The 20499-nt window shown below is 69.4% G+C and carries 19 protein-coding genes; 15 read left to right on the plus strand and 4 right to left on the minus strand.

All coding sequences use genetic code 11. The features are described from left to right. Positions 1-5 precede the first annotated feature (5 nt). The 11 genes from nuoH to ggt all read left to right on the plus strand — a co-directional run bounded on the left by nuoH (position 6) and on the right by ggt (position 10995). Positions 6-1100 (plus strand): NADH-quinone oxidoreductase subunit NuoH, encoded by a 1095-nt coding sequence (nuoH, locus tag FHT37_RS04340; RefSeq protein WP_183479063.1) that lies wholly within the window; start codon positions 6-8, stop codon positions 1098-1100. A gap of 15 nt (positions 1101-1115) precedes the next feature. Then, positions 1116-1598: an NADH-quinone oxidoreductase subunit NuoI gene (gene nuoI / locus FHT37_RS04345; RefSeq protein WP_088407447.1), complete on the plus strand. Its 483-nt coding sequence runs from the start codon at positions 1116-1118 to the stop codon at positions 1596-1598. Between the two features lie 78 nt (positions 1599-1676). Then, positions 1677-2318 carry an NADH-quinone oxidoreductase subunit J gene (locus tag FHT37_RS04350; protein WP_183479065.1) on the plus strand — a complete coding sequence of 214 codons (642 nt, stop codon included), beginning with the start codon at positions 1677-1679 and terminating at the stop codon, positions 2316-2318. Continuing rightward, positions 2318-2629, plus strand: a complete 312-nt coding sequence (gene nuoK / locus FHT37_RS04355) for an NADH-quinone oxidoreductase subunit NuoK (RefSeq protein ID WP_067273420.1) — start codon at positions 2318-2320, stop codon at positions 2627-2629. Before FHT37_RS04350 ends, nuoK begins: the two co-directional genes overlap by 1 nt. 20 nt (positions 2630-2649) lie before the next feature. Further along, complete coding sequence (nuoL, locus tag FHT37_RS04360; RefSeq protein WP_091724287.1) at positions 2650-4698, plus strand: NADH-quinone oxidoreductase subunit L; 2049 nt, start codon at positions 2650-2652, stop codon at positions 4696-4698. Positions 4699-4716: 18 nt separating this feature from the next. Continuing rightward, positions 4717-6186 carry an NADH-quinone oxidoreductase subunit M gene (locus FHT37_RS04365; protein ID WP_091724288.1) on the plus strand — a complete coding sequence of 490 codons (1470 nt, stop codon included), beginning with the start codon at positions 4717-4719 and terminating at the stop codon, positions 6184-6186. Between the two features lie 12 nt (positions 6187-6198). Continuing rightward, positions 6199-7680, plus strand: a complete 1482-nt coding sequence (gene nuoN, locus FHT37_RS04370; protein ID WP_147240855.1) for an NADH-quinone oxidoreductase subunit NuoN — start codon at positions 6199-6201, stop codon at positions 7678-7680. A gap of 22 nt (positions 7681-7702) precedes the next feature. Further along, positions 7703-8038, plus strand: coding sequence for a DUF2818 family protein (locus FHT37_RS04375; protein ID WP_091724290.1), 336 nt, complete (start codon positions 7703-7705; stop codon positions 8036-8038). Further along, the gene (locus FHT37_RS04380; RefSeq protein WP_091724291.1) at positions 8019-8678 is read left to right on the plus strand and encodes an NUDIX domain-containing protein; all 660 of its coding nucleotides are present in this window, start codon (positions 8019-8021) and stop codon (positions 8676-8678) included. Before FHT37_RS04375 ends, FHT37_RS04380 begins: the two co-directional genes overlap by 20 nt. Positions 8679-8690: 12 nt before the next feature. Next, complete coding sequence (locus FHT37_RS04385; protein WP_183479067.1) at positions 8691-9179, plus strand: DUF1178 family protein; 489 nt, start codon at positions 8691-8693, stop codon at positions 9177-9179. Positions 9180-9375: 196 nt separating this feature from the next. Next, positions 9376-10995: a gamma-glutamyltransferase gene (gene ggt, locus FHT37_RS04390; RefSeq protein ID WP_255489572.1), complete on the plus strand. Its 1620-nt coding sequence runs from the start codon at positions 9376-9378 to the stop codon at positions 10993-10995. A 57-nt stretch (positions 10996-11052) separates the two neighbouring features. On the opposite strand, the gene FHT37_RS04395 is transcribed toward ggt, so the two are convergent. The 3 genes from FHT37_RS04395 to FHT37_RS04405 form a co-directional block, all read right to left on the minus strand. After that, the gene (locus FHT37_RS04395; protein WP_183479069.1) at positions 11053-12051 is read right to left on the minus strand and encodes a 5'-nucleotidase, lipoprotein e(P4) family; all 999 of its coding nucleotides are present in this window, start codon (positions 12049-12051) and stop codon (positions 11053-11055) included. 117 nt (positions 12052-12168) lie between these two features. Continuing rightward, positions 12169-13509, minus strand: a complete 1341-nt coding sequence (locus FHT37_RS04400) for a 3-deoxy-D-arabino-heptulosonate 7-phosphate synthase (protein WP_221210954.1) — start codon at positions 13507-13509, stop codon at positions 12169-12171. Positions 13510-13753: 244 nt separating this feature from the next. After that, entirely contained in the window at positions 13754-15010 is a 1257-nt protein-coding gene (locus FHT37_RS04405; protein ID WP_183479071.1) for an NADH:flavin oxidoreductase/NADH oxidase family protein, read from the minus strand. 92 nt (positions 15011-15102) lie between these two features. Between FHT37_RS04405 and FHT37_RS04410 the strand changes: the two genes are divergently transcribed. Beyond that, positions 15103-15576: a MerR family transcriptional regulator gene (locus FHT37_RS04410; RefSeq protein WP_183479073.1), complete on the plus strand. Its 474-nt coding sequence runs from the start codon at positions 15103-15105 to the stop codon at positions 15574-15576. On the opposite strand, the gene chrA is transcribed toward FHT37_RS04410, so the two are convergent. Beyond that, positions 15521-16894 carry a chromate efflux transporter gene (gene chrA / locus FHT37_RS04415; protein WP_183479075.1) on the minus strand — a complete coding sequence of 458 codons (1374 nt, stop codon included), beginning with the start codon at positions 16892-16894 and terminating at the stop codon, positions 15521-15523. The genes FHT37_RS04410 and chrA overlap by 56 nt on opposite strands. 123 nt (positions 16895-17017) lie before the next feature. On the opposite strand from chrA, the gene FHT37_RS04420 reads away from it, so the two are divergent. The 3 genes from FHT37_RS04420 (at position 17018) to FHT37_RS04430 (ending at position 20404) form a co-directional block, all read left to right on the plus strand. Beyond that, entirely contained in the window at positions 17018-17422 is a 405-nt protein-coding gene (locus tag FHT37_RS04420) for a DUF5329 domain-containing protein (RefSeq protein WP_183479077.1), read from the plus strand. A gap of 171 nt (positions 17423-17593) precedes the next feature. Next, complete coding sequence (locus FHT37_RS04425; RefSeq protein ID WP_147240459.1) at positions 17594-18022, plus strand: hypothetical protein; 429 nt, start codon at positions 17594-17596, stop codon at positions 18020-18022. Between the two features lie 159 nt (positions 18023-18181). Continuing rightward, entirely contained in the window at positions 18182-20404 is a 2223-nt protein-coding gene (locus FHT37_RS04430) for a diguanylate cyclase domain-containing protein (RefSeq protein WP_183479079.1), read from the plus strand. Positions 20405-20499 lie beyond the last annotated feature (95 nt).

The following is a 20499-nucleotide window of genomic DNA, read 5'->3' on the forward strand; positions in this document are numbered from 1 at the left end:
CGACCATGGAAAACTTCTACAACGCCGGCGCCTCGATGCTGGGCATGGTCTGGCCGGTGGTCTGGAGCCTGCTCAAGATCATCGCCGTGCTGCTGCCGCTGCTGGGCTGCGTCGCCTACCTGACGCTGTGGGAACGCAAGGCCATCGGCTGGTCGCAGATCCGTCCGGGCCCGAACCGGGTCGGTCCGATGGGCCTGCTGACGCCGATCGCCGACGCCGTGAAGCTGATCTTCAAGGAGATCATCGTCCCGAGCGCCGCCAACAAGGGCCTGTTCTTCCTCGGCCCGATCATGACCATCATGCCGGCGCTGGCGGCCTGGGCCGTCGTGCCCTTCGGCCCCGGCGCGGCGATCGCCGACGTCAATGCCGGCCTGCTGTTCCTGATGGCCATCACCTCGCTGGAGGTCTACGGCGTGATCATTGCGGGCTGGGCCTCCAACTCGAAGTACGCCTTCCTGGGCGCGCTGCGCGCCTCGGCCCAGATGGTGTCCTACGAGATCGCGATGGGCTTCTGCCTGGTCGTGGTGCTGATGGTCACCGGCTCGATGAACGTCAGCGCCATCGTCACCAGCCAGGAGCAGGGCTGGTTCGCGTCGCACGGCGTGAATGTCCTGTCGTGGAACTGGCTGCCGCTGCTGCCGATCTTCCTCGTGTACTTCATCTCCGGCCTGGCCGAGACCAACCGCCATCCGTTCGACGTCGTCGAAGGCGAATCGGAAATCGTGGCCGGTCACATGATCGAGTACTCGGGCATGTCCTTCGCGATGTTCTTCCTGGCCGAGTACGCCAACATGATCCTGGTGTCGGCCCTGGCGGTGCTGATGTTCCTGGGCGGCTGGTCGGCGCCGATCTCCTGGTCGCTGCTGGGCATGGATACGCCGGCCTTCATCCAGCAGACCATGGCCTTCTGGAACTGGTTCTGGCTGTTCGCCAAGACCTTCTTCGTCGTGACCTGCTTCCTGTGGGTGCGCGCGACCTTCCCGCGCTATCGCTATGACCAGATCATGCGTCTGGGCTGGAAGATCTTCATTCCGGTCACCCTGGTGTGGCTCGTCGTGGTGGGTCTGTGGATCCAGTCGCCGTTCAACATCTGGAAGTAATCCGAGGTATCTGCTGTGATCAAGGACCTAGTCAAGAGCTTCATGCTCACCGAGCTGCTGAAGGGCATGGCCCTGACGGGCCGGCATTTCCTCTCGAAGAACATCACGGTGCAGTTCCCGGAAGAGAAGACGCCGCTGTCTCCTCGCTTCCGCGGCCTGCACGCGCTGCGCCGGTATGAGAACGGGGAAGAGCGCTGCATCGCCTGCAAGCTGTGCGAGGCCGTGTGCCCCGCCATGGCGATCACGATCGAATCGGACGTCCGTGCCGACGGCTCGCGCCGCACCACGCGCTACGACATCGACCTGACCAAGTGCATCTTCTGCGGCTTCTGCGAGGAGAGCTGCCCGGTCGACTCGATCGTCGAGACCGACATCTTCGAATACCACGGCGAGAAGCGCGGCGACCTCTACTTCACCAAGGAGATGCTCCTGGCGGTGGGGGACCGGTACGAGCCGCAGATCGCAGCCAGCAAGGAGGCCGACGCCAAGTACCGCTGACCGGTCGAGCGGCTGCCCGGACCCTCGCGCGAGCGAGGGGAGGGCGCCGCGGCCGGCGGCCTGCTTGCAGGAAATCGCATGGATATCACTACCGCGCTGTTCTTCGTCTTCTCGGCCGTGCTGCTGGGCTCCGCGTTCCGTGTCATCACGGCCAAGAGCACCGTTCACTCGGCCCTGTTCCTGATCCTGTCGTTCTTCAGTGCCTCCTGCCTGTGGATGCTGCTGAAGGCCGAGTTCCTGGCCATCACGCTGGTGCTGGTCTACATCGGCGCCGTCATGGTGCTGTTCCTGTTCGTCGTGATGATGCTGGACTTCGAGTCCACCGCCGTGCGCGAGAGCATCTGGAAGCACCTGCCGGTGGCCAGCCTCGTCGGCGCGCTGATCGCGCTGGAGATCGCGGCCGTGCTCATGGGCGGCTTCCGTGGCGTCGAGAACGCGCCCGAGATCGCCGGCATGGCGCAGTTCGGCAACACCAAGCTGCTGGGCATCGAGATCTACACCAACTACCTGTTCCCGCTGCAGATCGCCGCCGTGCTGCTGCTGGTGGCGATCATCGCGGCGATCGCGCTGACGCTGCGCGGCCGCAAGGACTCGCGCCACCAGGACGCCTCGCAGCAGGTCAAGGTCAAGAAGGCCGACCGCCTGCGCATCGTGAAGGTCGCCCCCACCGTCGAAGCCCCGTCCGTGGCGGCGGCTGACAAGAACGAAGGAGCCGCGTGATGGGTGCGCTGAGCCTGAACCACTTCCTGATCCTGGGCGCGTTCCTGTTCGCGCTGTCGGTGATCGGCATCTTCCTGAACCGCAAGAACCTGATCGTGCTGCTGATGGCCATCGAGCTGATGCTGCTGGCGGTCAACATGAACTTCGTCGCGTTCTCGCACTACCTGGGCGACATGGCCGGCCAGGTGTTCGTGTTCTTCATCCTGACCGTGGCGGCCGCCGAGTCGGCGATCGGCCTGGCGATCCTGGTCGTGCTGTTCCGCAACCGCAGCAGCATCGACGTGGAAGAGCTGGACGCCCTCAAGGGCTGACGAGGGAAGCGAGAAAAACAATGTCTGCAACACTCTCCCAGAACCTGCTGCTGGCGGTGCCGCTGGCCCCGCTGGCGGGCGCCATCGTGGCGGGCCTGTTCGGCAAGCAGGTGGGCCGCCGCGGCGCCCACGTCGTCACCATCCTGGGCGTGCTGATCGCCTTCATCCTCTCGGCGATGACGCTGAGCGCGGTGCTCGACGGCGCGCGCTTCAACCAGACCGTCTACGAATGGATGGTGCTGGGCGGCCTGAAGATGGAAGTCGGCTTCATGATCGACGGCCTGTCCGCGATGATGATGTGCGTGGTGACCTTCGTCTCGCTGATGGTGCACATCTACACCATCGGCTACATGGAGGAAGACCCCGGCTACCAGCGCTTCTTCAGCTACATCTCGTTGTTCACCTTCAGCATGCTGATGCTGGTGATGTCCAACAACATGCTGCAGCTGTTCTTCGGCTGGGAAGCGGTGGGCCTGGTGTCCTACCTGCTGATCGGCTTCTGGTACACGAAGCCGACGGCGATCTTCGCCAACATGAAGGCCTTCCTGGTGAACCGGGTCGGCGACTTCGGCTTCATCCTGGGCATCGGCCTGCTGGTGGCCTACGGCGGCTCGCTGAACTACACCGAGACCTTCGCCAAGTCGGCCGAGCTGGCCAAGATCGGCTTCGCCAACCCCTTCGGCGGCGAGCCCTGGATGATGCTGAGCGTGGCCTGCATCTGCCTGTTCATCGGCGCGATGGGCAAGTCGGCGCAGTTCCCGCTGCACGTCTGGCTGCCGGACTCGATGGAAGGCCCGACCCCGATCTCGGCGCTGATCCACGCGGCGACCATGGTGACGGCCGGCATCTTCATGGTGTCGCGCTTCAGCCCGCTGTTCGAGCTGTCGGACACCGCGCTGAACTTCGTCATGATCATCGGCGCGATCACCGCGCTGTTCATGGGCTTCCTGGGCATCATCCAGAACGACATCAAGCGCGTGGTCGCGTATTCCACGCTCTCGCAGCTGGGCTACATGACGGTGGCGCTGGGCGCTTCGGCCTACTCGGTCGCCGTGTTCCACCTGATGACGCACGCGTTCTTCAAGGCGCTGCTGTTCCTGGGCGCGGGCTCGGTGATCATCGGCATGCACCATGACCAGGACATCCGCAACATGGGCGGCCTGCGCAAGTACATGCCCATCACCTGGATCACCTCGCTGCTGGGCTCGCTGGCGCTGATCGGCACGCCGTTCTTCTCGGGCTTCTACTCGAAGGACTCGATCATCGAGGCGGTCCATGCCTCGCACCTGCCGGGCGCGGGCTTCGCCTACTTCGCGGTGGTGGCCGGTGTCTTCGTGACGGCCTTCTACAGCTTCCGGATGTACTTCCTGGTCTTCCACGGCAAGGAGCACTTCCACCACAAGCCCTTCCCGGGCGAGCACGACCACCACGACGACCACGGCCACGGGCATGACCACACGCCGCACGAGTCGCCCTGGGTGGTGACGGTGCCGCTGATTCTGCTGGCGATCCCGTCGGTGGTGATCGGCTACCTGACGATCGGCCCGATGGTGCACGGCGAGTTCTTCAAGGACGCGATCGTCGTGAACCACGAGCTCCACCACGCGATGCACGAGCTGGGCGAGGAGTTCCACGGCGCCTTCGCGATGGCGCTGCACAGCCTGCAGACGCTGCCGCTGTGGCTGGCCGTGGCCGGCGTGGCCGTCTCCTACTGGTTCTACATGATCAGCCCGGCGATCCCGGCCGCGATCGCGCGCACCTTCCGCCCGATCGTGACGATCCTCGAGAACAAGTACTACATGGACTGGTTCAACGAGAACGTGCTGGCCCGCGCGGCCCGCGCCCTCGGCACCGGCCTGTGGAAGGCCGGCGACCAGGGCGTCATCGACGGCGTCCTGATCAACGGCTCCGCGCGCACGGTGGGCGGCATCGCCGGCCTGGTGCGCCTGATCCAGACCGGCCACCTGTACTGGTACGCGCTGGTCATGATCCTGGGTGTCGTGGGTCTGATGACCTGGCAGCTGTGGCCTTCCATGTGGCCCCAATTCAAGGCCCTGTTGGGTCTGTGACGCGGGCGGAGAATAAGAATGTTGCTGAGTCTCTCCATCTGGCTGCCCATCGTCTGCGGTGGCCTGCTGCTCGCGCTCGGACGCGACAACAACGCCGGCGCGGTGCGCTGGATGGCGCTGGTCGCGTCGGTCGCCTCCTTCCTGGTGACGCTGCCGCTGATCTCGGGCTTCGACACCTCGACGGCGGCGATGCAGTTCGTCGAGAACGCGTCCTGGATCGAGCGCTTCAACATCCACTACCACCTGGGCGTGGATGGCATCTCGATGTGGTTCGTGCCGCTGACGGCCTTCATCTCGATCATCGTGGTGATCGCGGCCTGGGAAGTGATCGAGACGCGGGTGCACCAGTACATGGGCGCCTTCCTGATCCTGTCGGGCCTGATGATCGGCGTGTTCTGCGCGCTGGACGGCATGCTGTTCTACGTGTTCTTCGAGGCCACGCTGATCCCGATGTACATCATCATCGGCGTCTGGGGCGGACCTCGGCGCGTGTACGCGGCCTTCAAGTTCTTCCTGTACACGCTGGCCGGCTCGCTGCTGATGCTGATCGCGCTGCTCTACCTGTACAGCCAGTCGGGCAGCTTCGAGATCCTGGACTGGCACAAGCTGCCGCTGCCGATGTCGGCGCAGTCGCTGCTGTTCTTCGCCTTCTTCGCGGCCTTCGCGGTGAAGGTGCCGATGTGGCCGGTGCACACGTGGTTGCCGGACGCGCACGTGGAGGCGCCGACCGGCGGCTCGGTGGTGCTGGCGGCCATCATGCTGAAGCTGGGCGCCTACGGCTTCCTGCGCTTCTCGCTGCCGATCGCGCCTGACGCGGCCCGTCACTACGACTGGTTCATCATCGGCCTGTCGCTGATCGCGGTGATCTACATCGGCCTGGTGGCCATGGTCCAGCGCGACATGAAGAAGCTGGTGGCCTATTCGTCGGTCGCCCACATGGGCTTCGTGACCCTGGGCTTCTTCATCTTCAACGAGCTGGGCATCTCCGGCGGCCTGGTGCAGATGATCTCGCACGGCTTCGTCTCGGGCGCGATGTTCCTGTGCATCGGCGTGCTCTACGACCGCGTGCATTCGCGTGAGATCGCCGACTACGGCGGCGTCGTCAACACGATGCCCAAGTTCGCGGCGCTGGCGGTGTTCTTCGGCATGGCCAACTGCGGCCTGCCGGCGACCGCGGGCTTCGTGGGCGAGTGGATGGTGATCCTGGGCTCGGTGCAGCACAACTTCTGGATCGGCCTGCTGGCGGCCACGGCGCTGATCTTCGGCGCGGCCTACACGCTGTGGATGATCAAGCGCGTCTACTTCGGCGCTGTGACCAACGACAACGTCCGCAACCTGACCGACATCAACGGCCGCGAGTTCCTGATGCTGGGCGTGCTGGCGATCGCGACGCTCTACATGGGCGTGTATCCGAAGCCGTTCACCGACGTGATGCACCCATCCGTCGACGCGCTGCTCAAGCACGTCGCGGTGTCCAAGCTCCAATAAGGGCCCAACACAATGAATGACATGAACTGGGTCGCGGTCTATCCCGAAATCCTGCTGCTGGTGCTGGCCTGCGTGGTCGCGCTGGTGGACCTGTTCGTCACCGACCCGCGCCGCACGCCGACCTACTGGCTGACGCAGCTGAGCCTGGCGGTGGTGGGCGCGATGCACTTCGCCGCGATGGGCAACGCGCCGGCCGAGGCGATGCAGGGCCTGCTGGTCGTCGATCCGCTGAGCCACCTGCTCAGCGGCGTCAGTGCGCTGGCGCTGATCATCACGCTGGTCTATGCGCGTCCCTACGCCGAGTCGCGCGAGATGCTCAAGGGCGAGCTGTTCACCCTGAGCCTGCTGGCGCTGCTGGGCGTGAACGTGATGGTGGCGTCCAACAACTTCCTGTCGATCTACCTCGGCCTGGAGCTGATGAGCCTGTCGCTGTACGCGCTGACCGCGCTGCGCCGCGACCACACCATCTCGACCGAAGCCGCGATGAAGTACTTCGTGCTGGGCGCGCTGGCCTCGGGCTTCCTGCTGTACGGCCTGTCGATGATGTACGGCGCCACCGGCTCGCTGTCGATCCCGCGCGTGTTCGAGGTGATCTCCAGCGGCACGGTCAACAAGGGCGTGCTGGTGCTGGGCGTGGTGTTCGTCGTCGCCGGCCTGGGCTTCAAGCTGGGCGCCGCGCCGTTCCACATGTGGGTGCCGGACGTCTACCAGGGCGCGCCGACCGCCGCGACGCTGCTGATCGGCGGCGCGCCCAAGCTGGCCGCGCTGGGCATCGCGCTGCGCCTGCTGGTGGAAGGCATGCTGCCGCTGGCCACGGACTGGCAGCAGATGCTGCTGGTGATGGCGGTGGCCTCGCTGGTGGTGGGCAACCTGGCCGCGATCGCGCAGAGCAACCTGAAGCGGATGCTGGCGTACTCGACGATCTCGCAGATGGGCTTCGTCGTGCTGGGCCTGGCCTCGGGCGTGGTGAACGGCCAGCCGGACAACCATGCGCTGAACGCCTACAGCTCGGCGATGTTCTACGCGATCACCTACGTGCTCACGACGCTGGGCAGCTTCGGCCTGATCATGCTGTTGGCGCGCCAGGGCTTCGAGTCCGAGCAGATCAGCGACCTGGCCGGCCTGTTCAAGCGCAGCCCCTGGTATGCGCTGGTGATGGCGATCTACATGTTCTCGCTGACCGGCATTCCGCCGACGGTGGGCTTCTACGGCAAGCTGGCCGTGCTGCAGGCGATGGTCACGACCGGCCAGTCGCTCTACCTGTGGCTGGCGGTGGTGGCGGTGGTGCTGTCGCTGATCGGCGCGTTCTACTACCTGCGTGTCGTGAAGGTCATGTTCTTCGATGAACCGACCGACCACGCCCCGCTGAACGCCCCGGCCGACGCGCGCCTGGTGATGTCGCTCAACGGCATCGCGGTGCTGGCCTTCGGCCTGCTGCCCGGCGGCCTGCTGGCGCTGTGCGGCCAGGCCGTGACCCGCGCGCTGGCGCACTGAGCGCGCGCTGAGCGGACCCGGGATGGAGCAGGGCGCTTCGGTGTGGGTGGTGCTGGTGGTCGCGCTGGTCGCGGCCAACCTGCCTTACCTCAGTTCGCGCATCCTGCTCGTCGGGCCGCGCCGCGATCCCAAGGCCGCCGGCTGGCGGCTGCTGGAACTCTTCCTGCTGGCGCTGGCGACGCTGGCCGTCGGCTTCGGGCTGGAGGCCCGGCTGGGTCAGCGCGCGCCGCAGGGCTGGGAGTTCTACGCGGCGGCGCTGGCGCTGTTCGTGACGCTGGGATTCCCGGGCTTCGTGTGGCGCTATCTGCGCCGTTCGCGGTCCAAGGTGCGAGAGTTCGATGACGAAGAAGCTGCCTGAGGCCCTTCGACCCGATGCCGACGGCGTGGTCGGCATTCCCCCGGCGGCCGACGCCGATCCCCATCTGCGCGAGACCCCGCTGAGTTCCGACTGGATCCTGCGGGGCAACTTCCTTCATGCCAAGCGCGACCGCATCGCGCTGCCCAACGGCCGCGAAGCGACGCGCGAGTACATCCGCCATCCCGGCGCCGCCGTGATCGTGCCGCTGCTGGACGACGGCCGCGTGCTGCTCGAGCGCCAGTACCGCTACCCGATGGGCCGCGTGGTGCTGGAGTTCCCCGCCGGCAAGCTGGATCCGCTGGAACCCCCGCTGCGCTGCGCGATGCGCGAGCTGGTCGAGGAGACCGGCTACACCGCGCGCGAGTGGGCCTACGCCGGCGTGATGCACAACGCGATCGCCTATTCGGACGAGCGCATCGAGGTCTTCTTCGCGCGCGGGCTGGTCGCCGGCGAGCGCCGCTTGGACGACGAGGAGTTCCTCGACCTGCTGGCCGTGGGCGAGGACGAGCTGGACCGCATGGCCTTCGATGGCCGCGTCACCGACGCCAAGACCCTGACCTGCCTGCTGTGGCTGCAGCGCTGGCGTGCCGGCGCATGGCCTTTGGACTGGATGCCGGCGGCCGAGGCGGCGAGCCGCTAGCATCGGCCGATCATGCTGGTCCTGAATCTGGCCTGCGAGACAGGCCATTCCTTCGAAGGCTGGTTCGCGTCGGCCAACGACTTCGAATCGCAGCAGCAGCGCGGCCTGCTGAGCTGCCCGCTGTGCAACAGCGCCAAGGTGCGCAAGATGCCGAGCGCCCCGCGGCTGAACCTCTCCGCCGCCGAGCCGGCGCCGGCCCGGTCGCGCGCGCCAGCGGCGCCATCCCCCGAGCCCACCGCACCGGTGCTGCCGCCCGGCGCGCCGGTGATCGCCGCCGAGCTGCAGAAGCAGGTGATCCAGGCGGTGCGCACGCTGATGGCCAACACCGAGGACGTCGGCGACCGCTTCGCCACCGAGGCCCGCCGCATCCATTACGGCGAGGCCCAGGAGCGCGGCATCCGCGGTCGCGCCACGCCCGACGAGGCGCGTGAACTGGCGGACGAAGGCATCGACATCGTCGCACTGCCGGTGCCCGACGCGCTGAAAGACCCTCTCCAGTAACGACCTGACGCCTCGTGGGATTGCGGGCGATGCCGGGGCCGGTGTCGAATCGCGCGGTCGCATCTGTTGAGGAATCAGGTTCATGAAGACTTTCCGATTGCTTGTCTGCGCCGCGGCGGCGACCGCGTCGTTCGCGTTCGCGCCGGTCGCGCCGTCTTATGCGGCCTCCGCCGCGCCGGTGGCCGCGCCCAATGGGATGGTGGTGACGGCGCAGCACCTGGCCACGCGCGTCGGCGTCGACGTGCTGAAGGACGGTGGCAATGCCGTCGACGCCGCGGTGGCGGTGGGGTATGCGCTGGCGGTGGTGTACCCGGCCGCGGGCAACCTGGGGGGCGGCGGCTTCATGACCATCCAGCTCGCCGACGGTCGCAAGACCTTCCTGGACTTCCGCGAGAAGGCGCCGCTGGCCGCCACGGCCAACATGTACCTGGACAAGGACGGCAACGTCGTGAAGGGCCTGAGCACCCACGGCCACCTGGCGGTGGGCGTGCCGGGCACGGTGTCGGGGCTCGAGTACGCGCGCGAGAAGTACGGGACGATGAAGCGCCAGACGCTGATCGCGCCGGCGGTCGCGCTGGCGGACCGCGGCTTCGCGCTGGACCAGGGCGACGTCGACATGTTCCAGACGGCGACCAAGGACTTCGAGGCCGATCCCGCGTCCGCGGCGATCTTCCTGAACAAGGGCAAGGCCTTCCAGCCCGGCGACAAGCTGGTGCAGAAGGACCTGGCGAAGACGCTGCGCGAGGTCTCGGCCAAGGGCACCGACGGCTTCTACAAGGGCTGGGTGGCGAAGGCGCTGGTCGAGTCGAGCCAGGCCGGCAAGGGCATCCTGACGCAGGCCGACCTGGACCAGTACCGCACGCGCGAGCTGGCGCCGGTCGAGTGCGACTACCGCGGCTACCACGTGGTGTCGGCGCCGCCGCCGAGTTCGGGCGGCGTGATCATCTGCGAGATGCTCAACATCCTGGAGGGCTATCCGCTGCGGCAGCTGGGCTGGGGCTCGGCGCAGGGCGTGCATTACCAGATCGAGGCGATGCGGCATGCCTACGTCGACCGCAACAGCACCCTCGGCGATCCGGACTTCGTGAAGAACCCGCTGCAGCGGCTGCTGGACAAGGACTACGCGGCCAAGATCCGCGCCGCGATCGATCCGGCCAAGGCCGGGGTGTCGCAGGACCTCAAGCCGGGCGTGCCGCCGCATGAGGGCAGCAACACCACGCATTACTCCATCGCCGACAAGTGGGGCAACGCGGTGTCGGTGACCTACACGCTGAACGACTGGTTCGGCGCCAAGGTCACCGCCGCGAAGACCGGCGTGCTGCTCAACAACGAGATGGACGACTTCACCTCCAAGGTGGGCGTGCCCAACATGTACGGCCTGGTGCAGGGCGAAGCCAATGCGATCGCTCCGGGGAAGCGGCCGCTGTCCTCGATGAGCCCGACGATCGTGACCAAGGACGGCAAGCCGGTGATGGTGGTGGGCACACCGGGCGGCAGCCGCATCATCACGGCGGTGCTGCAGACGATGATCAACGCGATCGACTACGACATGAACGTCCAGGAGGCGGTGGACGCACCGCGCTTCCACCACCAGTGGATGCCGGACCTGACGAACGTGGAGCCCTACGCGCTGTCGCCGGACACGCGCCGGATCCTCGAGGGCATGGGCCACAAGCTGGGTGCGCCGCATCCAGCGAACCACCTGGCGGCGATCATCGTCGGCGCGCCTTCGCTGAACGGGAAGCCGGTGGGCAACAACCGGTTCTACGGCGCGAATGATCCGCGCCGCAATACGGGGCTGGCCGCCGGTTATTGAGCGCGGTTGTCGGGGCGGGCATCGAACCCGGGTATCGAGCCCGGGGATCGAATCCGGCTATTGAGCCGAGGCGGCGGAAGCCGCCGCGGCTGCCGCGGCCGCAGTCCCCGCTGAGTTCGCCGTGCCCGCTGAGCCCGTTGTGCCTGCCGTAGCGGGCTCGGCGGCCGCGGGACCGGCCCACGGCTTCAAGGCCGCGTAGCGCTGGGTGAGCGACAGCGCATCGCCCCAGGAGCCATAGGTCGGATTGGGAATCGGGACCCAGGTCGTGCCCCAGCGCGCGGCGTGGTCCTGCTCGACGTAGCGGGCGCGCGGGACGAAGTCGTTGAGGTCGTCGCCGACCAGCATCGCGATGCGGTGCGTGCGCGCGACGGCCTCCCGGCGCGGCGTCTTGTCCGAGGCCGCCCATTCCGCGCGCTCGCCGCGCAGCATCACGTCGGCGGGCGCGACCGCATGGCCGAGCACGCGGCTCAGGTTGGCGATCGTCTGCGCCTTCTGCGGGCAGGCGGCGTGGAGGCCGTCCGGGCCGAAGGGGCCGTCGGCCGGGCAACGCCGGTTGGTGATGAAGACGACCCGGAAGCCGGTCGCGCGCGCCCGTGCGATGAACTCGGGCGCGCCGGGAATGGCGGCGGCCTGGGCGCTGGCCACCCAGGCGGCCCAGCTGCTTTCCTCGTAGCTGCGACCGTCGCGGATCTGCCAGGCCTCATAGGGCGAGTTGTCGAGCACGGTCTCGTCCACGTCCAGCACGATGGCCGGTGGCTTGCGCGAGAAGCCGCCCTGCGCCGCCTGTTCCAGCGAGGCCGTCTCGCGCGTGGCCCGACGCGCCGCGCCCAGCCGGGCCGTCGCGGCGCGGTAGACCGCCAGCGTGGCGGCCTGGCGTTCGACCGCGGTCTGGAACCAGAGCGTGGCGTTGAGGTTCTCGCGCGCCATCACCGGCTGGGCGACGGCGGCGGGCGACACGGCCAGGCCGGTCAGGCAGGCGAGTCCGCTCAAGGCGGCCAGGCAGGTCGACCGGCTCGGCAGTCGCCGGGCGAAGGAGGGCAGGAAGGCGCGGGGCATGGCGGGTCGTTCTCTCGGTTGGAAACGCGGGATCGCGGAAGTGCGGGAGTGCGGAGGTGCAGGGCGGGGCTGCGGGATCGCGGGATTGTTTCGCAGCCGGGCTGCACGGTCGGTGGACTAGGTCGAGTCCGGCGTGTCCTGGGCCACCGCCATCAGGTCGCTCGGATGGAGCATGAGCTCGCGCACGGTCCGCAGCGTCGCATGCTGGCGCAGCACCGGCTTGAAGGCGGGCGCCGTCAGCAGTTGGTCCCAGACCGCCTTGAGCTGGCGGGGTTCGACCGAGGCACCGCGCTCGAGCCGATCGGCGAAGTCCAGGCTCGCCGGTGTCGACAGCAACTGCATGCGGCTCGCGGCGCTGAGCAGCCGCGGTGCCTGCTCGGCCGGCGCGTCGCTGCAATAGAGCACCGCGCGGGCCAGGTCGTCTTCCTCGGTCGGCAGGGCGCGCAGCGAGGCGCCCCGCAAGGCGATCTCGCCTTGATGCGAGGCGAAGGCATAGGTCGACCGCGGGTCCGCCTGCGCCAGCAGCCGCAGGCCGCGCAGCAGCCGGGGCAGGTCGGTGGTCGCTGCATCGGCCGAGGCCTTGGCCTCGACCAGCAGGAGCAGGTCCCAGGTACTGGCGTCGTGGCGCCGCAGCAGGGCGACATCCCACTCGCTCTTGGCGCGCCGCGGATCGCCGGGGATCGACGACGGCACCTTCAAGGAAGTCGCCACGCGGTAGCGCGGCGGGTGCTCTTCCGCATTCAGACGCGCGGCCAGGACCTCGAGCGCCTGCGCGGCAAGCGCTTCCACGGCGTCGCCGCGGCGCTGCGCGTCGCTGCCGGCCGCGGTGGCCTGCCCGGTGCCCGCCGCGGGGCCTTGCCGTGCCCACAGCGCGCGATATCGCTGCACCTCGTCCCGCTGGCCCAGCGCCTCGATCCGGCAAAGCCGCCTGAGCGCGTCATCGCTGACGATCCGCTCCAGGCTGCGAAACAGCACCGGCTCGTCCTGCACCTCGGGCAAGCCCAGGAGGTCCATGATCGCGTCGTCGACGTCGGACCAGTCCGCCGCGGCGCTTGCCTGCCGCATGCGCTGCAAGCCGTCCCGGATCTCGCCGGCGGGGTGGTCCTGCAGCTTCGCCGGATGGGCCAGCGCATTGGCCGCCGAACGGATCTGCCGCCGGTCCGCCTCCGCATGCGCATTGAGCGAGGCGAACTCGCGCACGGCGGGCGAGCGATGGCGCAGCACCATCGCCTGGAGCGCGGCATCGCCGTGCTCCGGCCGCATGGCCTCGGCGATGTGCCGCGCGAGGGCGTCGAGGAACAGCGCGCGAACATCGTCGCCTGGTGCCGAGCCGGCGTCCAGGGCCTGCCGCGCGCGCTCGATCGAGGTGGCGAGTGCGGTCGCGGTCCCGTGGGTCCGGGCCTCTGCGAGCGAGTCCGGTAGCGCCGGTGCGCGGAAGCGGCGGGCGGCGCGCTGCAACCGGTCCGCGATTTCCCGAGGGAGTGGCGCCGGATCCGGGCGCGACGGGGAGAGCGTCGGAGGGACAGGGGGCGAAGGAGACGACATGGCGACGAGCAGGCGCCGAACAGGCGGCGAAGGATGTCGAGGCCGCCATTGTGTCCGGCTCGCGCGCCGCGATGCTTCCCGTGCGGACCCGTGCGGACCCGTGCGGACCCGTGCGGGCTCTTGCGGGTCCGTGGGGCGCCTGGCCCCGTCGCTCCGATCAGCGCTGCGGCACGGCCGTGGCCGCCCGCCAGGCGCGATAGCGCCGCGTGAGCCGCGAGGCGCGCCACTGGTCCATCAGCAAGGTCACCAGCGGCGACAGGCGCCGCGACGGTGATGCGCCCGAGGCCATGCGCGCCAGCTGCCGCCGTGCCAGCGCCATCGTCGCGAGGCTGCCCAGCACCTTGTTCTTCCAGGTCACGGTGACGGGCTCGGCGACCGCCTCGGCCTTGATCCAGCGCGTCGGCAGGTCCGGCTCGTAGGCGAGCGCGGTGCCCAGCCCGACCACCGCGATCCCGCCCGCCAGCACGCGTTCGGCGACGGCGCGCCGGCGGATGCCGCCGGTCGTCATCACCGGCATGCGCGCGTGCCGGGCCAGGCCTTGCGCGAACTCCAGGAAATAGGCCTCGCGCGCCAGCGTGCGACCGTCGGCGGTGCGGCCCTGCATCGCGGGGCTCTCGTAGCTGCCGCCGGACAGTTCGAGCAGGTCGATGCCTTCGGCGTTCAGCATCTCGACGACCGCGCGAGCGTCGGCCTCGTCGAAGCCACCGCGCTGGAAGTCGGCGCTGTTGAGCTTCACCGAGATGGCGAAGCCGGGGCCGCCGGCGGCCTTGACGGCGCGCACGACCTCGATGAGCAGGCGGGCGCGGTGGGCGATCGGGCCGCCGTAGCCATCGTCGCGGCGGTTGGCCAGCGGCGACAGGAACTGCGACAGCAGGTAGCCATGGGCGGCATGGACCTGCACGCCGTCGAAGCCGGCCTCGCGCGCGGCGCGGGCGGTGTCGGCGAAGCGGCCCACGATGGCGCCGATCTCGGCGGCGGTCAGCGCGCGGACCGGTGCGAACAGCTTGCCGTGCTTGCCCATCTCGAGCGCGACCTCGGACGGCGCGTAACCCGGATTGCCCAGTGCCGCGAACACCTGTCGGCCTGGGTGGTTGATCTGCATCCAGACCTTGGTGCCGCCGGCCTGTGCGGCGCGGGCCCAGGCCCGGAAGGCGTCCAGCGGCGTGCCGGCCTCGAGCACCAGACCGCCGGGGCTGGTCAGCGCGTCGGGCGCGACCATGACGTTGCCGGTGATCAGCAGCCCGGCGCCGCCTTCGGCCCAGCGGCGGTAGAGCGCCTGGCTGTGGGCGCCGGGCACTTGGCCGGGCTCCGCCAGCATCTCTTCCATCGCGGCCTTCGCGATGCGGTTCTTCAAGGTCTGGCCGGTCGGCAGGACCAGCGGCAAGTGCAGGGCGGAGGAGGCAGCGATCGACATGGACAGGGACTCGCCCGGAGAAAGGGGCGGTTGGAAAGAGAGAAGGCCGCCAGCGTAAGCTTCAAGCTGAGTTGAAGGTCAAGGGGTTTTGAATGCGGATTGGGGAACTGGCGAAACAGCTCGGGATCAAGCCCTCGGCGATCCGGTTCTATGAAGCGAGCGGGCTGTTGCCGGAGGGCGAGCGCGGCCTGAACGGTTATCGCGAGTACGGCCCGGAGACGCTGCAGCGGCTGCAGTTCATCCAGCTGTCGCAGCGTCTGGGTTTCTCGCTCGACGGCATCCGGCAGGCGCTGGCGCAGGAAGTGGATGGCCGGCTGCCACATGAACTGGTGCAGGCCAGCCTGAAGCGGCGGCGCGAGGAGATCGCCCGCATGCGCGCCGAACTCGACGCGCAGGATGCGGAGCTGGAGCGGCTGGGCCGGACCTGCGAGGAGAACTGGGCCCAGGGGCAGTGCTTCGACCGGGAAGGCTTCCTGGCGTCGATGGGCGAGGCACTCGACGCCGCCGCCGTCACGCCGCCGGCATCGCCAGCGCCAGCGCGAGCCCGATCGCGCCGCACGCGCTGAGCAGCGGGATCACGCCCCACTTGAAGCGGAACAGCGCGACGGCCGCGCCGGCGGCGATCAGCGCGGACGTGGCGTCGAAGGGACCGCCCAGTCCCTGCGGCCAGAACACGTGGCCGGCGAAGAACAGCGCCAGGTTGACGATCACGCCCACCACGGCCGCGGTGATCGCGGTCAGCGGCGCGGTCAGGCGCAGGTCGCCGTGGGTCGCCTCGATGACCGGGCCGCCGGCCAGCACGAAGACGAAGGAGGGCAGGAAGGTGAAGCAGGTGACCAGCGTCGCCGCCGCGGCACCGGCGGCGAAGAGCGCGTCCGGTCCGAAGACCTGTTCCTTCCATCCGCCCAGGAATCCGACGAAGGCGACCACCATGATGAGCGGCCCCGGCGTGGTCTCGCCCAGCGCGAGGCCATCGATCATCTGCGGCCCGGTGGCCCAGTGGTGGTGCTCGACGGCGCCCTGCACGACGTAGGGCAGCACCGCGTAGGCGCCGCCGAAGGTCATCAACGCGGCCTTGGTGAAGAACAGCCCCATCTGCGTGAACGCGCCGTCGAGCCCATACAGGGCGGTCAAGGTGCCCATCGCGGCGAGCCACAACCCCAGGCCCACGATCAGCACCCGGGCGAGGCGAGCGCGAGTGAAGCGGGCGTGCGGGGGCGTCGGGGTGTCGTCGTCGATCAGCGCCGGGCCGTAGCCGGCCTGCGCGGCGGCGTGCGCGGCACCGGGCGAGAACACCTGCGGCGCGAAGCGCGCGCCGATCGCGCCGGCGATCCCGGCGCCCAGCACGATGAGCGGGAAGGGCAGGTCCAGGAGGATCGCCACCAGCGCCGCGACCGCGATGCTCCACAGCCAGCCGTTGCGCAGCACGCGACGGCCGATGCGGTGGGCCGCGTGCAGCACGAGCGCGGTGACCGCGGGCTTGATCCCGTAGAAGACCCCCGCGACCGCCGGCAGCGTGCCGAAGGCGACGTAGATCCACGACAGCGCGACGAGGATGAACAGCGATGGCAGCACGAAGAGTCCGCCAGCGACGATGCCGCCCCAGCCACGGTGCATCAGCCAGCCGATGTAGGTGGCGAGCTGCTGGGCCTCGGGGCCGGGCAGCAGCATGCAGTAGTTGAGCGCATGCAGGAAGCGCCGCTCGCTGATCCAGCGGCGACGCTCGACCAGCTCGGCATGCATGATCGCGATCTGCCCGGCCGGGCCGCCGAAGCTGACGAAGCCCAGCTTCAGCCAGAAGAGGAAGGCTTCCCGGAAGGAGACGGGGGCGGGGCGGTCCGGGGGCGAAGCGACCGTGGCGGTGGAATCGTTCGGACGGGTCATGCGCGGGGGCCGGACAGCTGGAGGGGGACGACGGGTTGGCGGCGAAGTGTGCCTCAGCCCGCCGTCCGCGAGGCGGGTCGCGTGGCAAGATCGCCGCCTCTCGCTGACTCGACCCCCTGTCCCATGCGCACTCCCCTGATCCCGATGCTCCTCGCCCTGGCGCTGGCCGCGCCGATCGCCGGCCGGGCCGATCCACTGCCCGCGGCGGCGAAGGCCGAGGTCACCGCCTTGCTGGGGCGACTGCAAGCCTCGTCCTGCGAGTTCAATCGCAACGGCGATTGGCACTCGGCGTCCGACGCGAAGCGGCACCTGGAACGCAAGCTCGCCTACCTCGAGGACAAGCAGCTCGTGAAAACAGCGGAGCAGTTCATCGAGCTCGGCGCCTCGAAGAGCAGCATGAGCGGCAAGCCTTACCTGGTGCGTTGTGCGGGCGCCTCGCCGGTCGAGAGCAAGGCGTGGCTCATGCGCGAACTGGCAGCCGTACGCGCCGCGGCCAAGGGCGCGTCGGCGCCGCCGTCGACACGCTAGGGACGGCGATCGCTCCGCGGGCTCCCTCTGGCGATGGCGCGAGAGGATGCCGGCTCGCCAGCGCCAGCGCCGCCGTGAGCGCGGGCGTCGATATCATGCGCAGCCGCCGGTCCTGCGCGGACCGGCCGCCAACCAACGCGCCGCAGTGCGCGACATCAGGGAGAAGATTTCATGCGGGCAGTGCTGCTCATCGTCATCGTCGTGGTGCTCGGCGTCATCGGCTGGAAGAAGCGTGACGAGATCCCGTTCCTGCGCGATGCCACGCGCGAGCTGGAGCGCCAGGCCGGCAAGGTCGAGCTGCCGAAGCTGCACACCGGCAACGACACGCCGGCGGGGCCCAGTGGCGGTTCGGCGCCGTCCCCGGGCGGTGTGCGCCGCTGCGTCGTCGACGGCCAGGTGCTCTACACCAACGAGGCCTGCCCGCGCGGCAGCGCCGAGCAGAAGGTCAAGGGCGGCACGGTGTCGGTGATGCCGGCCTACAAGGCCCCGCCGCCGCCCGAGCAGGCCGGCTCCGGCATCCCCAATGCGCGGGAGTTGCTCGCGCCCAAGGGCGGCACGCTCAAGGACAAGGCCCAGGAACGGGCGATGGAGGGGCTGTGACACCCCCCGCATTCCCGGGTTTACGGGCATCGCGTCACAGGGCCGGGGCTCAGTAGACTGGCCCTGAGGCCGGCCACGGGACCGGCCACCTCGCAGGGAGACCAGCCGGGACAGGGCTCAGCGCCCGCCCGGCGCGCCGGAGCCGATGCTTCGCAAGCCATGCCGCTGACCGATCCGCAACTCCTTGTCGACGGTGCCGCCAAACGCCGGCGTCGCATGACGGCCTGGCTCGTCGGCGCCAACCTGACCGTCGCGCTCGTGCTCGCGGCGCTGGTCTGGCATGTGCTGGACGCGTCCCATCGCACCTACGCGACGCAGGCGCGCGATGTCGCCGAAGGCCTGGCCGCCGTTGCGCAGCTCAACGTCGAGGCCGAGATCGGCCGCGTGGACGCGGTGCTGCGCGCCACCGGCGCCGAGCTCGAGCGGCTGATGGCCGCGCCCGGCGGCGCCCCCGACGCGGTGCTCAACGAGGTGCTGCATGCGCGCTTCGGCCTGCTGCACGGCATCGAGGCCTTCCGCGCCGCCGACGCCAGCGGCGAGGTCCGCTGGGGCACGCGCCTGCCCGCCGGCGCGCCGGCGCGCGTCCATGACCGCGACTACTTCCTCCAGGCGCGCGCGCTCGCCGAGCCCGCGACGCTGGTGACCGGTCCGCTGGTCTCGCGGGTGTCGGGCAACTGGGTGGTGGCGTTCGTGCGGCCGCTGGTCGTGCGGGGCCGCTTCGCGGGCGTCCTCTACGTGAGCGTCGGCGTCGACCACTTCCGCCACCTCTTCGAGCGCTACGAGCTGGCGCCGCTGGACGCGATGACGCTGCGCCGCGACGACCTGCGGCTGGTCGCGCGCATCGCGCCGGGCAGTCCGGTGCAGGGCGAGGTCGGCGACACGAAGGTCTCGGCGCGGATGCGCGAGATGCTGGCGGCGAATCCCCGCCAGGGCAGCGTGGTCACCACGGTGAGCATCGACGGCCGCGACCGCACCAGCGCCTACCGCGCGCTCGACCACTGGCCCTTCGTCGTTTACGCCGGCGTGAACAACGAGCGCTTCTTCAAGCCCTGGCGGGAACAGGCCTGGACGGTGGCGTCCCTGGCGGCGCTGGCCTGGCTGCTGGTGGCGCTCGCCACCTGGCATGTGCGGCGCGCCAACCGCCGCGAGGAGCAGGCCATGACGGCGCTGGCCGAGCAGGGCAAGCGCATCCAGGCGCTGATGCGGGTCTCGGCGGATGGGATCCACATCATCGACGGGCGAGGGCGGCTGGTGGAGATGAGCGACTCCTTCGCGGAGATGCTCAAGTCCACCCGCGCCTCGCTGATGGGGCGCCACGTCGGCAGCTGGGACGTCAACCAGGACGAGGCGGCGATCAATGCCTGGCTGGCGAAGATCAAGGCGGGCGACCGGCAGCGCGTGGACGTGCAGCATCGCCGGGACGACGGCCAGGTGATCGACGTCGAGCTGCAGCTCAGCGTCACCGAGATCCGTGGCGAGCTCTACGTGTTCTCGTCCGGGCGCGACGTCACCCAGGCGCGGCGCCTGCAGCGCGAGCAGGCGGCGATGCTCGACAGCGACCTGGTGGCCATGGCCAAGATCGAGCACCGCACCATCACCTGGCGCAATCGCGCGCTGGAACGCATCCTCGGCTACGGGCCCGGCGAGCTGCAGGGCGCGCCGGCGCGGGTCTTTTACTGGGACGACGCGCAGTACGAGGAGGTCGGGCGGCAGGTGTATTCGGCGCTGGCGGAGCACGGCCACTACCGGTCGCAGATCCGGATGCGCAGCAAGGGCGGCGAGGCGGTGTGGGTGGACTTCGGCGCGGCGCCGCTGTCGGCGACCGAGATCTTCGCGATGGCGGTGGACATCACGCCGATGAAGGCGGCGCATGAGCACCTGGCGCACGCGGCCTTCCACGACGCGCTGACGCAGCTGCCCAACCGGGTGCTGCTGCACGACCGGATCGAGCAGGCGCTTGGCGTGGCGCGGCGGGAACGCAAGCGGGTGGCGATCTGCTACCTGGACCTGGACGGCTTCAAGGCCGTCAACGACGAGCACGGGCACGACGCCGGCGACCAGTTGCTGGAGACGGTGGCGAGGCGGCTGCTGGCCCACATCCGGCCGCTGGACACGGCGGCGCGCCTGGGCGGGGACGAGTTCGTGCTGGTGCTGACCTGTGTGGACGGCGACGACTGGCGGCCGGTGCTGGCACGCGTCGTCGACGCCATCGGCGAGCCGGTGGCGCTGAGCTCCGGCGCGATCGTCGCGGTGGGCGCGACCGTCGGCGTCGCGGTGTTCTCGCCCGACGACACGACCGGCGCGCAGGAACTCATCGAGCGCGCGGACCACGAGATGCTGCGCGGAAAGCGCGACGGCAAGGGACGGGTGGTGGCGGGCTGAGGCGGGGAGGGCCAGCGGGCGGTGGTGGGCGCCGCGCCTCAGGCCGGCGGCGGGATGGCCGTCGCCTTGGACCACACGGCCCGCCAACCGTCGCG

It is taken from the genome of Mitsuaria sp. BK037, from assembly GCF_014193045.1.
GTDB lineage: Bacteria > Pseudomonadota > Gammaproteobacteria > Burkholderiales > Burkholderiaceae_C > Roseateles.

Excerpts from the sequence above, each read along its gene's own strand:
- nuoH (WP_183479063.1), top strand. The coding sequence starts at position 6 with ATGGAAAACTTCTACAACGCCGGCGCCTCGATGCTGGGCATGGTCTGG.
- FHT37_RS04350 (WP_183479065.1), top strand. The coding sequence starts at position 1,677 with ATGGATATCACTACCGCGCTGTTCTTCGTCTTCTCGGCCGTGCTGCTG.
- nuoK (WP_067273420.1), top strand. The coding sequence starts at position 2,318 with ATGGGTGCGCTGAGCCTGAACCACTTCCTGATCCTGGGCGCGTTCCTG.
- nuoL (WP_091724287.1), top strand. The coding sequence starts at position 2,650 with ATGTCTGCAACACTCTCCCAGAACCTGCTGCTGGCGGTGCCGCTGGCC.
- FHT37_RS04365 (WP_091724288.1), top strand. The coding sequence starts at position 4,717 with ATGTTGCTGAGTCTCTCCATCTGGCTGCCCATCGTCTGCGGTGGCCTG.
- nuoN (WP_147240855.1), top strand. The coding sequence starts at position 6,199 with ATGAATGACATGAACTGGGTCGCGGTCTATCCCGAAATCCTGCTGCTG.
- FHT37_RS04375 (WP_091724290.1), top strand. The coding sequence starts at position 7,703 with ATGGAGCAGGGCGCTTCGGTGTGGGTGGTGCTGGTGGTCGCGCTGGTC.
- FHT37_RS04380 (WP_091724291.1), top strand. The coding sequence starts at position 8,019 with ATGACGAAGAAGCTGCCTGAGGCCCTTCGACCCGATGCCGACGGCGTG.
- FHT37_RS04385 (WP_183479067.1), top strand. The coding sequence starts at position 8,691 with ATGCTGGTCCTGAATCTGGCCTGCGAGACAGGCCATTCCTTCGAAGGC.
- ggt (WP_255489572.1), top strand. The coding sequence starts at position 9,376 with ATGGTGGTGACGGCGCAGCACCTGGCCACGCGCGTCGGCGTCGACGTG.
- FHT37_RS04395 (WP_183479069.1), bottom strand. The coding sequence starts at position 12,051 with ATGCCCCGCGCCTTCCTGCCCTCCTTCGCCCGGCGACTGCCGAGCCGG.
- FHT37_RS04405 (WP_183479071.1), bottom strand. The coding sequence starts at position 15,010 with ATGTCGATCGCTGCCTCCTCCGCCCTGCACTTGCCGCTGGTCCTGCCG.
- FHT37_RS04410 (WP_183479073.1), top strand. The coding sequence starts at position 15,103 with ATGCGGATTGGGGAACTGGCGAAACAGCTCGGGATCAAGCCCTCGGCG.
- chrA (WP_183479075.1), bottom strand. The coding sequence starts at position 16,894 with ATGACCCGTCCGAACGATTCCACCGCCACGGTCGCTTCGCCCCCGGAC.
- FHT37_RS04420 (WP_183479077.1), top strand. The coding sequence starts at position 17,018 with ATGCGCACTCCCCTGATCCCGATGCTCCTCGCCCTGGCGCTGGCCGCG.
- FHT37_RS04425 (WP_147240459.1), top strand. The coding sequence starts at position 17,594 with ATGCGGGCAGTGCTGCTCATCGTCATCGTCGTGGTGCTCGGCGTCATC.
- FHT37_RS04430 (WP_183479079.1), top strand. The coding sequence starts at position 18,182 with ATGCCGCTGACCGATCCGCAACTCCTTGTCGACGGTGCCGCCAAACGC.